16 protein-coding genes and 2 tRNA genes are annotated in these 15364 nt (G+C 55.5%); 3 read left to right on the top strand and 15 right to left on the bottom strand.

Annotated features, from left to right (window positions below; all coding sequences use genetic code 11):
- Positions 1–10: 10 nt before the first annotated feature.
- Positions 11–625: a hypothetical protein gene (locus BC440_RS22120; RefSeq protein WP_071241417.1), complete on the bottom strand. Its 615-nt coding sequence runs from the start codon at positions 623–625 to the stop codon at positions 11–13.
- A gap of 138 nt (positions 626–763) precedes the next feature.
- Between BC440_RS22120 and BC440_RS22115 the strand changes: the two genes are divergently transcribed.
- Positions 764–1324, top strand: a complete 561-nt coding sequence (locus BC440_RS22115) for a cytochrome b (RefSeq protein ID WP_083379479.1) — start codon at positions 764–766, stop codon at positions 1322–1324.
- Positions 1325–1347: 23 nt separating this feature from the next.
- On the opposite strand, the gene BC440_RS22110 is transcribed toward BC440_RS22115, so the two are convergent.
- Positions 1348–2268, bottom strand: a complete 921-nt coding sequence (locus BC440_RS22110; protein ID WP_071241416.1) for a glutaminase — start codon at positions 2266–2268, stop codon at positions 1348–1350.
- Between the two features lie 97 nt (positions 2269–2365).
- The gene (gene parE, locus BC440_RS22105; RefSeq protein ID WP_037987749.1) at positions 2366–4348 is read right to left on the bottom strand and encodes a DNA topoisomerase IV subunit B; all 1983 of its coding nucleotides are present in this window, start codon (positions 4346–4348) and stop codon (positions 2366–2368) included.
- Positions 4349–4622: 274 nt separating this feature from the next.
- On the opposite strand from parE, the gene BC440_RS22100 reads away from it, so the two are divergent.
- Positions 4623–5048 carry an acyl-CoA thioesterase gene (locus tag BC440_RS22100; protein ID WP_071241415.1) on the top strand — a complete coding sequence of 142 codons (426 nt, stop codon included), beginning with the start codon at positions 4623–4625 and terminating at the stop codon, positions 5046–5048.
- 18 nt (positions 5049–5066) lie between these two features.
- Here the strand turns inward: BC440_RS22100 and BC440_RS22095 are convergent, their stop codons facing one another.
- The 9 genes from BC440_RS22095 to BC440_RS22055 form a co-directional block, all read right to left on the bottom strand.
- Positions 5067–5678: a hypothetical protein gene (locus BC440_RS22095; protein ID WP_071241414.1), complete on the bottom strand. Its 612-nt coding sequence runs from the start codon at positions 5676–5678 to the stop codon at positions 5067–5069.
- Positions 5679–5695: 17 nt separating this feature from the next.
- Positions 5696–6712, bottom strand: a complete 1017-nt coding sequence (locus BC440_RS22090; RefSeq protein WP_083379478.1) for a membrane dipeptidase — start codon at positions 6710–6712, stop codon at positions 5696–5698.
- A 54-nt stretch (positions 6713–6766) separates the two neighbouring features.
- Positions 6767–7531, bottom strand: coding sequence for an ABC transporter ATP-binding protein (locus tag BC440_RS22085; protein WP_071241453.1), 765 nt, complete (start codon positions 7529–7531; stop codon positions 6767–6769).
- Between the two features lie 16 nt (positions 7532–7547).
- Entirely contained in the window at positions 7548–8390 is an 843-nt protein-coding gene (locus BC440_RS22080) for an ABC transporter ATP-binding protein (protein WP_071241413.1), read from the bottom strand.
- A 2-nt stretch (positions 8391–8392) separates the two neighbouring features.
- The gene (gene nikC / locus BC440_RS22075; RefSeq protein WP_071241412.1) at positions 8393–9316 is read right to left on the bottom strand and encodes a nickel transporter permease; all 924 of its coding nucleotides are present in this window, start codon (positions 9314–9316) and stop codon (positions 8393–8395) included.
- A 6-nt stretch (positions 9317–9322) separates the two neighbouring features.
- Positions 9323–10390 carry an ABC transporter permease gene (locus BC440_RS22070; protein WP_114094307.1) on the bottom strand — a complete coding sequence of 356 codons (1068 nt, stop codon included), beginning with the start codon at positions 10388–10390 and terminating at the stop codon, positions 9323–9325.
- A gap of 15 nt (positions 10391–10405) precedes the next feature.
- Positions 10406–11995: an ABC transporter substrate-binding protein gene (locus tag BC440_RS22065; protein WP_071241411.1), complete on the bottom strand. Its 1590-nt coding sequence runs from the start codon at positions 11993–11995 to the stop codon at positions 10406–10408.
- A gap of 288 nt (positions 11996–12283) precedes the next feature.
- Positions 12284–12360: transfer RNA gene (locus tag BC440_RS22060), tRNA-Asp, on the bottom strand.
- Between the two features lie 332 nt (positions 12361–12692).
- A tRNA-Asp gene (locus tag BC440_RS22055) sits at positions 12693–12769 on the bottom strand.
- Between the two features lie 268 nt (positions 12770–13037).
- Here BC440_RS22055 and BC440_RS22050 point away from each other — a divergent pair.
- Entirely contained in the window at positions 13038–13376 is a 339-nt protein-coding gene (locus BC440_RS22050; RefSeq protein WP_071241410.1) for a hypothetical protein, read from the top strand.
- A 67-nt stretch (positions 13377–13443) separates the two neighbouring features.
- On the opposite strand, the gene BC440_RS22045 is transcribed toward BC440_RS22050, so the two are convergent.
- From BC440_RS22045 to BC440_RS22035, 3 genes are all read right to left on the bottom strand, one after another.
- On the bottom strand, positions 13444–13992 hold the full coding sequence (locus tag BC440_RS22045; protein ID WP_007091655.1) for a hypothetical protein: 549 nt from the start codon (positions 13990–13992) through the stop codon (positions 13444–13446).
- Positions 13992–14486 carry a response regulator gene (locus BC440_RS22040; RefSeq protein WP_037987743.1) on the bottom strand — a complete coding sequence of 165 codons (495 nt, stop codon included), beginning with the start codon at positions 14484–14486 and terminating at the stop codon, positions 13992–13994. The genes BC440_RS22045 and BC440_RS22040 overlap by 1 nt, the downstream gene beginning before the upstream one ends.
- A gap of 279 nt (positions 14487–14765) precedes the next feature.
- Entirely contained in the window at positions 14766–15260 is a 495-nt protein-coding gene (locus BC440_RS22035) for a dCMP deaminase family protein (protein ID WP_037987742.1), read from the bottom strand.
- Positions 15261–15364: the final 104 nt, after the last annotated feature.

The following is a 15364-nucleotide window of genomic DNA, read 5'->3' as shown; positions in this document are numbered from 1 at the left end:
TATTTCGGGTTTAGCAACCGGCACGGAACATGCCGCAACGACGATCACTGTCATCGCGGATTTCGCGTGGGAAAAGCTGTGCGATGATGCTACCACCATTATTGGTAACCTGTTGTTCAAAATCATCTTTTACGAAATTCGCACGCAGTTCCGAGATCGGTTTGTCGCCTGCGCAAAAGGCAATGCGTGTCGGGATTCTGGTTGTATCTGCGGGGTAGTTGGTAGCCTCGGGCGTGGTGCAGATTTTTTCACCCATCGTGGCTTGTGACGGGCTTACGACGACGACAACACGATACCCGTCGCGCAGGACCTGATTCGGGCCGAGTTGGGTGGCATCGGTGACGAAATCAAGGCGCGGTGGAAATCCGTGACCGGACAGGGCGGATGCCCATGTTTCGGGCGATACAGATGATTGCTTGTCGTGGACTTCGACCATCATGATCTGGTTTGGCGCACCGTAAACCTTGAAGGTCTGCACATCATTGACCTGATAGGTTGGCGGTTCAATCGTTGTGATGTTGCCACATCCCGCCAGCAGCAGGGCACTTCCCAAAACGCCCCCTGCAAGCACGCGCAAGGTGACACGCGGAGACAATCGTTTGGACGCATTGAAAAGGATTCTCATGGGGGCTCCTTGCGGGTGCGGGGCGATAAAAGTCCGGTCTGCGACAAATTGATACAGATGCGACAAAACCTTGCGAAACTTTGCGGCTAGATTGGTGCCGGGATCAGTTACGTCATAGTCAGCAATGAGGTTACAATTATGTCAGATGTCTCTGAAACGCAAATTTCGCGATGGCCACACTGGTCTGTTCCGGCGCTACACTGGATCATGGCATTGTTGATGGCGGCCGCCTTTGGCATCGGTCAGGTCATGGAAGAAGTCCCGCGTGCCGAACGGCCTGAAATCATGGGATATCATGCGCTTGTTGGCATTTCGGTGCTGGTCCTGTTCCTGCCGCGGATTTTGGCGGTTTTGCGCCTGTCCCCAGCAGCGGTACAGGACGATCCCCGTCTGGTTAAAATCATGGCGCGCATTGCGCATGGTTTGCTGTATCTGGCGATGATTGCGATGCCGGTCACCGGGCTTCTGGCGGTGATGACATCGGGACGCAATTTTCCGGTCGCAGGATTATTTTCCCTGCCGGATCTGGGGCGGATCGAATGGCTGCATGAAGGGGCCGAGGAAATTCACGAATTTTTCGTGCCGGTTCTGGTGACGCTGGTGGTGCTGCATGTGATTGCCGCCATTTGGCACCATTATATCCGCCATGATGATGTGCTGGCGCGTTATGTGCCATCGTTGCGAAGGCGCGATTCCTGATCCTTTTTGATCGGCAAACCCGGTCAGAAAACGGATCGTCCGATGGCGCGGATCAGCATTTCAAGCGCCTTGATGCCGGCGGCGGAATTGCCGCGTGTATCAAGGCGCGGCGACCAGACACAGACGGAAAATTCACCGGGAATGACGCCGATGATGCCGCCGCCAACCCCGCTTTTGGCCGGGATGCCAACGGTAAAGGCAAAATCGCCCACCCCGTCATACATCCCGCAAGTTAGCATCAGGGCATTGATCCGGCTGGTTTCTTCGGGCGTGATCACGGTGCGGCCATCAATGCCGACACCCTTGTTGGCAAGGAAGAAGGCCGCACGCGCCATTTCACGGGCCGTCATCGCGACCGAGCATTGCTTGAAATAGGCCCGCACGACGTCTTCGACCGGGTTGTCGAGCTTGCCGAAGCTTTTCATCAGATAGGCAATGGCGCGGTTGCGATCCCCGTGCTGATCCTCGGACAGATAGACATCGTTATCAACGCGAATGCCGGGATTGCCGCAAAGCTGACCAAGGAATTCGGCCACCGAACGATCCGGGTTGGCGTAGCGCGAGGCGATCAGATCAGCAACACGGATCGCCCCGGCATTGATGAAGGGATTGCGCGGGATGCCGTGTTCCTGTTCGAGCAGGATCAGGGAATTGAAGGCCGAACCGGATGGTTCGCGCCGCACGGCTTTCCACAAATCATCACCATGCGCACGCTGGGCCAGCACAAGGGCGAAGACCTTGGAAATGCTTTGAATGGAAAAGGGCAGGTCGGGCTGGCCAATGGCAAGTTCGTTTCCATCGGCGGTGCGCAGAACCATGGCAAAATGATCGTCGGGGACGCTGGCAAGGGCCGGGATATAATCGACCTTGCGGGCGTCGGCAAAATCGGCCTGCCTGATCGCGTCCGAAATATCCTGGAGGATGGCGGCATAATTGTGGGTCATTATGTGTCCGCTTTGTTTGGTGTTATGTTTTTCTGGTCGTCAGGGACAAAAAACCCGGCGCAAGGCACCGGGTTTTTGATGTGAAATTCTGTTCCGATCAGACGTCAATATCCTCGACAAAGCGGGCATGTTCCTGAATGAACTGGAAGCGGAGCTCCGGCTTTTTGCCCATCAGGCGATTGACCAGATCCTTGGTCTGGCCACGGGCATCGGGTTCGGCCGCATCGGGCAGGCAGACGCGCAGCAATGTCCGCTTTTTCGGTGCCATTGTGGTTTCGCGAAGCTGCGGGGGCGGCATTTCGCCCAGACCCTTAAATCGGGAAATCTCGACCTTGCCACGATTTTTGAATTCGGTATCGAGCAGGACCTCTTTTTCCGCATCATCCATCGCATAGATGGATTTTCCGCCCTGTGTCAGGCGGTAAAGCGGCGGCATGGCAAGATACAGGTTACCGTTTTCAATAAGGCCGGTCATTTCCTGATAGAAGAAGGTCATCAGAAGGGAGGCGATATGTGCGCCATCGACGTCGGCATCGGTCATGATGATGATGCGTTCATAACGCAGATCGGCAAGCCGGAAATCGGACCCGGAACCGCAGCCAAAGGCTTCGATCATGTCCTTGATTTCCTGGTTGGCCATCATCTTTTCACGCGTCGCGGATGCGACGTTCAGGATTTTACCGCGCAGCGGCAGGACGGCCTGTGTTTCACGATCACGTGCCTGTTTGGCAGAACCACCTGCCGAGTCACCTTCGACAAGGAAGATTTCAGTGCCAGCCGCGATGGAACGTGAACAATCGGCAAGCTTGCCCGGAAGGCGCAGGCGACGGGTTGCTGACTGGCGTTTGGTTTCTTTCTTTTCCTTGCGGCGCTGGCGTTCTTCGGCGCGCAGGATGATGCGTTCAAGCAGACGTTTGGCATTTTCGGTATCACCGGTCAGCCAGTGATCGAAATGGTCGCGAACCGCGGTTTCAACCAGCTTGGTTGCCGATGCGGTGCCAAGCTTTTCCTTGGTCTGGCCCTGGAACTGCGGATCGGGAATAAAGACCGATAACATGATGCAGCCACCGCCAAAGACGTCCTCGGCGGTGATGGCCGCGGCCTTTTTCTGACCGACCATGTCGCCATAGGTCTTGATCGCCTTGGTCAGGGCATAGCGGAAACCGGCTTCGTGTGTGCCGCCAAGCGGGGTCGGAACGGTGTTACAATAGGAATGGAAGTATCCTTCGCCGCCGTCCGGCCATGCAATCGCCCATTCAACGCGACCGGCACTTTCGGAAAACTTGGCTTCGCCGGCGAACGGGCGTTCGGTGATCAGATCACGACCTTCGATGGTCATGTTCAGGTAATCGAGAATCCCGTTGGGGAATTTCAGGACTTCGCTTTGCGGCGTCGGATCGTCGCTTGTCAGCAATTCCGGATCAACCGACCAGCGGATTTCAACGCCCTTGAACAGATAGGCCTTGGACCGCGCCATGCGGAAGATGGTGGCGGGTTTCAGTTTGGCCCGGTTGCCGAAAATTTCGGGATCGGGGCGGAAGATGACCGTGGTGCCGCGGCGGTTATTGACCGCACCGCCATCCTGAAGCGGACCCAGCGGGGTGCCTTTGGAATATTCCTGAAACACCAGTTTGCGATCACGTGCGACTTCGACCCGGAATTTGTCGGTCAATGCGTTCACCACCGACATGCCCACCCCGTGCAGACCGCCCGAGGTTTCATACGCCTTGCCCGAAAACTTGCCGCCCGAATGAAGCGTGGTCAGGATGACTTCAAGGGCGGATTTATCGGGGAATTTCGGATGCGGATCGGTCGGGATACCACGGCCGTTATCACGCACCATGACGGTGTTGTCGGTTCTGAGTTCCAGCTCGATCCAGTCGGCATGGCCGGCGACGGCCTCGTCCATCGAGTTATCGAGGATTTCGGCAACCAGGTGATGCAGTGCGGCATCGTCCGTACCCCCGATATACATACCGGGACGGCGGCGCACAGGCTCCAGGCCTTCGAGAACTTCGATATCCTTGGCGGAATAGGCGTTTGTGGTCGATTGGTTTGAATCTTCGAAAAGGTCGGTCATGCCCCGGAACGCAACTTCTTTATTATGTTAAAACAAGGTCCAACGACGCATATCTGTTGATTGATTTTACGGGGTTGGATGCCTTTAGGCTTAACGAGTATCATATGTTTTCAGATGCGACCCATAAAAATGTTTTTTGATCGCGAATGCAAGCGGTGGTCTTGCCAGAGATCATAATTTCGTTGTGGCAGCGCAGAAAACGGTGCCAGACTTGTCGCGAAAACCGAGACCGTCAGGTCCAATAAAAATACCGGCTCAGACAGGAGTAAGCCCGATGGCAAATGAGAGTGAGACCACACATGGTACCGACAACAGCATGCCGCGCGGCGACATGTGCACCCGAACCCTTGCCATGCCTGCCGACACCAACCCGAGCGGCGATATTTTCGGCGGCTGGCTGATGTCGCAGATGGACATCGCGGGCGGTGTGATGGCAAGCCAGATCGCCGAGGGGCGCGTTGCCACGGTGGCGGTGGATGGCATGACGTTCCATCGCCCGGTCTATGTCGGGGATGTGGTGTGCGTGTATGGCGATATCGAACGGATCGGCAATACATCGATGGTGCTGCATCTTGAAAGCTGGGTGCTGCGCAAAAACCAGCCGCCGCGCATCAAGGTGACCGAAGCAACCTTTACCTTTGTCGCGATTGACGCCGAAGGCCGCCCGCGCCCGGTGCGCAAGGATGAGGTTGCGGTCTGAGGTTGTTGACTAACCGTTTCAGGAGTCCTGCTTTGGCGCATCCCATCCGAAACGTGCTTTTGTGATTACGATGCTGTCAGGCAGGACTTTAAGCAGCGGTGCGTCGTCCCATAACTGCATTTCAATGAATGGCTGCCGCCCGGATTGCGTAGAGGAAAAGTTTGTCGGCATGCCCCATTTTTGAACGGCCTCTTTCAAACTTTTCAGTGTGAACAGCTTTCTGGGAAAAGGTGGCGATTGTTCGTCGCCAGCGTTCGTGTTTTCGAAGCAGCTCATGCTGTCTGAGTAGGTGAAGGTAACAACATCTTCTGGAAAGGTGTCCAAACGCATTCGAAGCGATTTGGGGCGCAACGGGTCCTTGCCGTCTGCAAAATCACCGACAAAAAAATAGATTGGCGTCTTTCGATTTGTTGATCCAATCAGTTTGTGACGTTCAGATCGCAACCATTCTTCTACTTTGAAACGACGATCAAGATAGTTTGCCTTAAGTCTTGATTGGTGGGCTTTACGTATTTCCTGAAGAATGAGTTCAGCTTCTGATCTTGGTAAATCGCAGATGTTCTGGAAACGGCCCCTGATGGGATCGTAATTATGTGTCACGATATCAGGAAGGCCGTTTTGTGTTCTCATTGCCGAGACTTAATCCATTACCAGCATGCCTTTGCCACGCGGACAAAGTTTTCACCCATGATTTTATCGACGTCGTCGGGTTTGTAGCCTCCGGCGATCAGGGCGTCGGCAAGGGCGGGGAGTTTTTTCGGATCAAACACGGCGGCACCACCGGCACCAGGGCCATAGCCGCGTTCGGCGGGCCAGTAAAAGGTGCGGTCAACGCCATCGGGGAAGTCGTTGGTGCCCGCGACACTGGGCATCGTATCAAGGCCGATGCCGACATGGTCCACACCGACCAGTTTTACCGCATAGTCGATATGGCGGATCATGTCAGGGACTTCAGGCGCGTTGGGTGATTTGATGAAGCGCTGGAAGCCGCAAATGCCGATCACCCCACCGGTATCGGCACAGGCCTTGATCTGTTCATCATCGATGCAGCGTTCATGCCCGCCAAGCACCTTGGGGTTGGCGTGGCTGAAGACGACCGGCTTGGTCGATGCCCGCATGATATCAAGGCTGCTTTGGCGGCCGGTGTGGGAGCAATCCATGATCATGCCGCTGTTATTGACGGCCCGGACCATGGCATGGCCCAGCGCGGTCAGCGGGATGTCATCATCATGACAGCCACCCGCCACCGAATTGTTGCGGTTATAGGCAAAGTGGATTTGTTTCACGCCCAGTTTGGCAAAGACCGGGACCATTTCGGGCATGTCCTGCAACATGACCGAGCCTTCGAGGTCGAAACCAACCCCCAGCAACCCCTTTGATTTGGCAATTGCCAGATCATCAAAACGTTCGATCTGCATGTATTTATCGGGGTGGGCGGCGATTTTGGCCCGGAAGGCGGCAATCACGCGCAGGATATGGGCAACGGAATTCATATCCATGCCGACATTGACACAGACATAATCAACATCACCCGCGACATAGTTATCAAGCAGGCTGATCGGTGTTTTGGGATCAAGCGGCAGGCAGGCATGCGCATCCCACGTGAAAGTGGGGCGATGGCGTGACCTGTTGGCGGACGTGTTCGGGGCGGTGGTGACGTTCATGATGTCCCTTGTTGTTCTGGCGCGTGGTTCTTCTGGCGCGTGCGGGGCCGCTGTTCAGTCCCAATCCACGAAGCTGTCGATGACGGCGCGGTCATATCCCCCGGCGGCCTTGAAAAGCTGCTGTGAATAGGGGTTTTCCAGTTTGCCGTCGGCAAGCTGGGCGGCGGTGGCGCGTTCGACGATGCGGCCGTGGTTCATGATCGCGATATCGTCGCACATATGGGCGACCACGGCGAGATCGTGACTGACCATGATATAGGTAAGTCCCAGATCATTGCGCAACCGGGTCAACAGGTTGAGCACCTCGGCCTGGATCGAGACATCAAGGGCCGATGTCGGTTCATCAAGCAGCAGGATTTTCGGTTCGAGAATAAGCGCACGTGCAATCGCGACACGCTGGCGCTGCCCGCCGGAAAGCTGATGGGGGTAGCGGAAGCGGAAGGAATTATCGAGACCGACCTGTTTAAGGGCTTCGACCACGCGGGCATCCGAATTGCCAAGCCCGTGAATATTGACCGGCTCGGTCAGGATGCGGTCAATGGTGTGACGCGGATGAAGCGATCCGAACGGGTCCTGAAAGACCATTTGCGCCAGACGGTAAAATGTCTTGTCGCGCTTTTTGGTCAGTTCCTTGTCATTGACGACAATATTGCCTTCCCAGTCATCGACAAGACCGGTGATGGTGCGAAGAACGGTTGATTTGCCCGAACCGGATTCGCCCACCAGACCGAACGATCCGTTGGCCGGGACCGAAATATCGACATCCTTGAGCACGTGGTTGTCGTCAAACCAGGCATTGAGTTTGGTGATTTCAATCATTGCAGTCATTTTTATCTCAGGCCTCCGCCCAGCTTGCTTCGCGGGTCAGGACGGGGAGTTCGGCGTGGTTGCCATCCATTTTCGGCAGGCAGTTCAGAAGGCCGCGCGTATAGGGGTGTTTGGCCTGATCGAGTTCGGATGCGCGGATTTCTTCGACGACATGGCCCTGATACATCACCAGAACCCGGTCGCAGAAGCTTGAGACCAGATGCAGATCGTGGCTGATGAAAACCAGCGCCATGCCGCGTTCACGCACCAGATCATCAAGGATCGCCATTACCTGGAGCTGTACCGTGACATCAAGAGCCGATGTCGGTTCATCGGCAATCAGGATTTCCGGATCGGGGATCAGCATCATGGCGATCATGACGCGCTGGCCCATCCCGCCCGATACTTCGTGCGGGTAGGATTTGAACACGCGTTCGGGATCGCGGATTTTGACCGCGGCGAGCATATCGAGGGCGCGGCGTTTGGCCTCGGTCGCGTTGACCTTGTGGTGTTCGCGATAGGCTTCGATGATCTGATCACCGATGGTCATGACAGGATTTAGCGAATATTTCGGGTCCTGCATGATCATGGAAATACGCGCACCACGGACCTTGCGCCAGTCACGTTTCGACAGATTGCGCAGGTCCAGATCGTGGAACTGCATCTGATCGGCGGTGATTTTGCCGTTTGCCGCCGTCAGACCCAGAATGGCGCGCCCGGTCTGGGATTTGCCCGAACCGGATTCGCCAACAATACCCAGCCGTTCACGTCCGAGATCGAACGACACACCACGCACGGCATGGACCGGCCCCTTGGATGTGGAAAAGGTAATGGCGAGGTTTTTGACAGACAGAAGGGTTTCGTTTGTCATGATCAGTCGCCCCCACGTGGATCAAGAACATCGCGCAGGCCATCGCCCAGAAGGTTGAAACCAAGGCTGACCACGAAAATTGCAAGGCCCGGTACGGTCGACACCCACCATTGTTCCAGAAGGAACTGGCGGCCTTCGGATACCATTGCGCCCCATTCGGGCATCGGCGGCTGTGCGCCAAGGCCAAGGAAGCCAAGCCCCGCCGCAATCAGGATCATGCCCGCCATATCAAGGGTGACACGCACGACAAGCGAGCTTATGCACATCGGGGTGATGTGGCCCAGGATCAGACCCATATTCGAGACACCCTGCAACCGGGCGGCTTCGATATAGTCGGACCTGCGGACGGTGATGGTTTCGGCGCGTGCAATGCGGGCATAGGGTGGCCATGCGGTCAGGGCGATGGCCAGAACCGCATTTTCGATCCCCGGTCCCAATGCAGAAACGAAGGCAAGGGCCAGGATCAGTTTCGGGAAGGCCAGAAAAATATCGGTGATGCGCATCAATGTCGCATCAATCCAGCCGCCAAAGAATCCGGCAGCGGTTCCGACCAGAAGCCCGACGGGGGCGGCGGTAATCACCACGAGGGCCACGATCATCAGGGTGTATTGCGCGCCGTAAATCAGACGCGACAGGATATCGCGACCCAGCTGATCGGTGCCAAACCAGTGTTCGGCACTGGGCGACTGGATGCGATTGGCAAGGTCGGCGGCCAGCGGATCATAAGGTGCCAGAAGCGGGGCAAATATGGTGACAAGGATCAGGGCAAGCACGATCGAAAGACCGATCATGGCGAGCCTGTTTTCAGTGAATTTAAGCCAGCCCAGCCATGCCCGGCCACATTTGGCCTGCCAGCGTGATTGCGGGGTGTCCGATGTCAGCCACTGTTTCAGGCCGGGTTTGACGGCGTTGCTTGTGATATTCATGGTAACCTATCTCCGTGCGCGCGGGTCAAGCAGGCGATAGAGCACATCGGACAGCATATTGACCCCGATGAACACCGCACCCACGACGACGGTACCGCCCAGAACCGCGTTCATATCGGCATTGAGCAGCGAATTTGTGATGTAAAGACCCAGTCCCGGCCAGGCAAAGATGATTTCGGTCAGAACCGATCCTTCGAGCAGGTTGGCGTAGGACAGCGCAATCACGGTGACGAGGGGCACCATTACGTTGCCAAGGGCATGACGCCAGATGATGCGGGTTTCGGAAATGCCCTTTACCCGTGCGGTCAGGATGTATTCCTGACTGAGCTGTTCCAGCATGAAAGAGCGGGTCATGCGTGCAATATAGGCCAGCGAGAAATAGGCAAGGATCGAAGCCGGCAGAATGATATGCGACACCGCATTCCAGAACAGGTCCATGTCGCCTTCGATCAGGGTATCGACCAGCATCAGACCGGTGGTCGGTTCGATGAAATCGACATAGAAGGCATCCAGTCGGCCCGGACCCGCAACCCAGTCGAGTTTCAGGTAAAACACCAGAAGCCCCATCAGGCCCAGCCAGAAGATCGGCATCGAATACCCGGCAAGCCCGATGATGCGCACGATATGGTCGGGCCATTTTCCCTTGTTGATCGCGGCAAAAACACCGGCCGGAACGCCAAGGAAAACACCGATGACGGTGGCAAGGGTGGCCAGTTCCAATGTGGCGGGGAAGACGCGTTTGATGTCTTCGAGGACCGGGTTTGATGTCAGAACGGATGTTCCGAAATCACCCTGAACAACATTGCTGATATAGACAAAGAACTGCTGCCAAAGCGGCAGGTTCAGGCCCATTTCTTCTTTGACGCGCTCATAGACCTGTTCGGAGGCATGATCGCCGACAGCGGCCAGTACCGGATCGATTGGCAAAACGCGCCCGATCAGGAAGGTGACCAGCAAAAGCCCGAAAAAGGTTATGGCGAGCGATGAAGCAATACGCACAAGGCTTGCGCCCGTGCTGGAAAAGAGACGGGCGCGTGTGCGCCCGTCCCGTGATTTTCGCGTAGCTGCGGTCATCCGACCGTTGCCTCCCTAGTCCTTGGTGACAAAACGATAATAGTTGTTATCGAACGACGGACCGAGGACGAAATTGTTCACATTGTCCCGCATCGCGGCGATTTCGGTTTCCTGGAACATGATTACGAACGGACCGCTTTCGAGAACCTTTTTCTGAAGGTCCACATACATTGCTGCACGTTTTTCGCCGTCACGTTCAAGAATGGCCTTGTCGACCTCGGCGGTCATGTCACCCGGGTTCCAGGAGTTACGCCATGCAAGCGGCTTGGCCGATGCATCGTCGGAATTGTCGGGGTTCCACGCGAAGGTGGAGGCGTTGGTGTGCGGATCCTGATAATCCGGGCCCCAGCGACCGATATAGATATCGTGCTGGCGGGCGCGGTATTTGGTCAGGGTCTGTTTGTTATCACCCGGAATGATTTCCAGATTGATACCTGCCTGTGCCCAGGTCGCCTGGATCGACTGCGCCATCGACATCACTGCCGTGGTGTTGCGCGTATCCATGGTCACCTTGAAGCCATCGGCAAGGCCAGCGTCGGCAAGCAGCGACTTGGCTTTTTCGATGTCAAGCGAGTAGGGGTTTTCGTTATAGGCGCCAAGGAAACCTTCGGGCAGGAATGCCTGATGGGTCTGGGCGCGGCCCGCCATGATGGTTTCGGTAATGCCATCATAATCGACGAGATATTTAAGCGCTTCGCGAACTTCCGGTTTGGACAGGAATTCGTTTTTCTGTGACAGGCCAAGATACCAGAGTGCGCCTTTGCCTTTGGACAGCAGCTTGATGTTTTCGTCACCCTTGACCGAGGCAAGCTGATCGGCTTCGAGGTTACGCGCAATATCGATATCACCTTTCTGCAACAGGAGCTGCTGGGAAGCGGCTTCCTTGACGTTGCGAATGATGACGCGCTTCATTGCTGGTGCGCCGTCCCAGTATTCCTCGTTCGCCGTCAGGCTAAGGCTCTCGCCCGGGGTCCATTTGTTCAGGACAAACGGACCGGAACCGGCATAGTTGGTTTTCATCCATTCTGCGCCCAGGTCGCCGTCCTTTTCATGTTCAAGGACGAGTTCCTTGTCGACAACAGCGCCCACGCCCGAGGTCAGGCAGTACAGCACGAAGCTAGGCGCATAGGGCTTATCGACTTCCATGACCAGCGTGTTTGCGTCGGTCGCGTGAATCCTGTCCTTGACGTTATCGGCGGTAAAGCCGAACTGGCCGAGAATGAAGGCCGGGGACTGATCCATCAGGACGACACGTTGCAGCGAGAAAGCGGCGTCTTCGGCGGTCAGGTCGTTGCCCGATGCGAATTTGATGCCGTCGCGAATCTTGAAGGTAAAGGTCAGGCCGTCTTCGGAGACGTCCCAGCTTTCGGCGACGACACCATAAATTTTCGAGACGTCGTCATTATCAAAGCCAATCAGGCGGTCATATGTGTTGCCAGCATATTCCAAGGCGGTAAATTCGAACATCCCGGCCGGATCGAGTGTGATGAGGTCGTCGATGGCAAATGCCATGACGAGGGCATTTTTAGGGGTTTCGGCCTGGGCGGCCATTGGTGCGGTAGCCAGTGCGGTTCCCAGAACCAGCCCTGCGATCAGTTTGCGCATTTTGCGCCTCCCGTTTTGTTGCTTGTTGGATCAACAGGTCATTCTGTGTGGGGCGACCTGTAGGATCTTCGACTAGAACCTGTAGAGCGAAGCATAAATTATACGATTAATCAATGACCAGACGGTCAGGAATGCCTAAAAAGCACGCAAGATATTGTGTGGTATCTTGCCTGTTCACGTTTGGGTTGTGATGGTCTGGTTGGTGAGGGGCAGGAGATGGGAGGGGGCCTGATTTCAGGCACAAAAAAAGCCGCTGTGAAAGCGACTTTCCGTACTCTTTAAAAAGAGTGGCGCGAGTGACGGGACTTGAACCCGCGGCCTCCGGCGTGACAGGCCGGCGCTCTAACCAACTGAGCTACACCCGCTTGGTGTGGCGCGGTTTATATAAGGGGTGGTTCGGTCTGGCAAGGGCTTTTTTTCAAAAAAATGAAGCCTTGATTGGTCAGGGTAAAGGGGGCTTTGCAAATGCGTTGAAAACCGGGAGACGAAATGCTTTGGCGGTCGTGTGGTCGCGCCGTTTTCGCGCAGCACGGAATGGGAAAATCGACCTGCCTGTTTTTTCGACGTGTTGCGTATGAGCGATGGACGCCACGTCGCTCGTCGGCATGTCAGTCCAATACGAAAAAGGGGATGAGAAACAAAAAAACGCCAACGGCGAACCGTGGCGTCTTTTTTGAACTTTCCATCAGGCGGAAAGTGGCGCGAGTGACGGGACTTGAACCCGCGGCCTCCGGCGTGACAGGCCGGCGCTCTAACCAACTGAGCTACACCCGCTCGGTGTGTGGCGCGGTTTCTAACAGCAGGTCCGAGGGGGCGCAAGACCTTTTTTGATCGTGTTCGATACTTTTTTGGCTGTCGCCACCATGGCGCGTTTTGTGTCGTGCAAAATATATCCTTGAGGTGATGGATATCTGCTGAAGATCGTTTCCGGGACCTGTTTGATGCTGATCAAAGTACAGGTCGCTAAGCAGATGTAAAAGTTTGGGATGATTCAAAAACAGGGTGCGGGGCCCTGACAGGGAATAACCGAAGCGGGGGCTTCATGGGGAACACGATCCTTGCCGTGCTTGATGATATAGATGCCGGGTTAAAAGCCGATCTTGCGACGAGATCAAACGCGATATCGTCTGCAATCCGCCCCAGAGGCGGCGTGACGTGCGATCTGCGGATCGTGCGCAGCCTGATTTTGCTGTGGAGTGGGCAGAACGCCGCCTTGGCCGGGGGGAGTGACGAAGTCCGTCAATGGATCATGGATCAGCTGCCCGAAATTACCGAGCGACTGGAGCGGATCGAGGCGCGCATGGAGCATGCCATTGATGACAATGAGGGTGACGCGGCGGGACAGATCATGCTTTTCGCTGTGAACGGGAACGCACGGTGATGGCATGCATCGCCAGTATCCCTGTCCGATGCGGGCAAAGGCCTTTGATGGCTGGTTTGCTGGCAGGCTATTCGCGTGGCAGTTCGTAGCGTTCGGCAAGCTTGGTCAGTGCGGCAACGGTTGCCTGTTCGACGGTGGTGCCAAACCCTGTCACGCGGCTTGCCAGAATGACGTAAAGAGAATCAATATGAAGCTGAATGACAAGAAGCTGCTTCATGTTGGCGGTGGTCCGGTCTGCGACAAAGATTTCAAGTGACTTTGCGATCTGTGTCATCAGCGGATACTGGAATGTTCCACCCAGTGCCTTCACCGAATAGGCAAGGTCGGCACTGTTTTCCAGCGCGGTTGATGCCTTTGAATTATCGCTGATGGCGGCAACGACCAGTTTGCGGCAGTCGGCAAGGTCCTTTCCTATATCGCGAACAAAGGTTTCCGTGCTGCGCTGGACGACCTGCTCAAGTTCGTCGAGCTGTTGAGGGGATAGATTGATGTCAAAGCCCTTGACGAAATTGACCGTACGTCGCTTCAGATCCGTCTGAGGCGGAATGATCTGGGCTTTTTTCTTTTTCTTTTCGGGCGTCACGATTGCTCCGGTCCCCCAGTCAAAATGGGTCATTAATCATCGGGGCTCCGTCTGTCGGGGCCGTCGAAGGCGACCTGTCTGCGGCGGCGATCCGGCCCGAAATAGGTGCCGGTATTGACGAAATGCCGCGGACGGGTGATGACCGATACCAGTCTGCTATAAAGTGCCTTGGCATTGAACGGTTTGGCAAGAAATTCCGTGATGCCAAGGTCACGCGCAGTGGTGACGTATCGCTGCTCCGAATGTGCTGTCAACATGATTACCGGAATGAACCGGTTGGGCGAATTGACCGAATTCCTGAGAACATCAAGGAATTCAAGGCCATCCATCCCGCGCAGACGCCATTCGGTGACGATGATATCAATCTGCTGGGTCCGGAGAACATCGAACGCATCGTTCGGGGAGCGGACACGCTGTACGGCTGTCGCACCAAGATACGAAAGTGTATCGAAAACTACCTGGGCCGAAATCTTGTCGCCATCGACGACCAGAAAACTGATTTTACTGAAATCGATCTTTGCGCTCATTCGGCCTTTTATCCTGTGCGTCGTCACGGTCCCGGTCCTTGTTCTGGTCAGGGCCTTTTTTCGCGTGATGATCGTACTAGCGTGATCCTAATTGCTTATACCTTTGTCTGATTAGCAGCAAGGCTAAAGCGGCGTTTTGTCAGCTTGGAATTCTGACAAATACTGACGCCTAACCTTGTGCAGATATTGAACAAACGACGTTTGCGTTCTTTTTGTTCATGCTCATGATCCCACAGATCACCCTATATTGGGCGGGTCTGCAAAATTAAAAGGGCAAGATCAGGAATGATCGGGAACGGTGTCGGGCAGGGGTTCGGTTGTGCCTTCTTCGTCAATGACCTGAACGGCCACGCCCGCCTCGCCAAACATTTCGGTCGAGATGGTCATGTCCTGTTGCCAGCGTTCGAGAAAATCGGGGGTCAGTTTGCTTTTATCGACAAATACTTCGGCGATGCCAGCCTGAATGATGGCGCGCGCGCAGTCACAGCAGGGGAAATGGGTGACATAAAGCGCGCAGCCGTCAAGCGATGTGCCGGTGTAGCTGGCATTATAGATCGCATTGCGTTCGGCATGTTCGGTATAGGCGTATTTTTCCGGGCGTTGATGGCGGCTTTCGACATTGTCATCGACACCGCGGGGAAACCCGTTATAGCCAACGGCGCGAATTTCTTTTTTCGGGCCAATGACAACCGCGCCGACCTGGGTGCTACGGTCTTTTGACCATTCGGCAATATGGGATGCCAGTCCCAGGAAGCGATGATGCCATTTGCTCATTTGTCCGATCCCCGATGTGTTCGCGCACGGTTGTAAATGTGCGGTTATCAAAAGCGATTGCCGGGCAGGGCCGCCTGCCAGCAATTGATTGCTGCACTGCTTCT

Origin of the sequence: Thalassospira sp. MIT1004 (assembly GCF_001858545.1) — a bacterium.
GTDB lineage: Bacteria > Pseudomonadota > Alphaproteobacteria > Rhodospirillales > Thalassospiraceae > Thalassospira > Thalassospira xiamenensis.
Note: the sequence above shows the minus strand (reverse complement) of the source record. Positions and strands in the feature narration are given on the sequence as shown.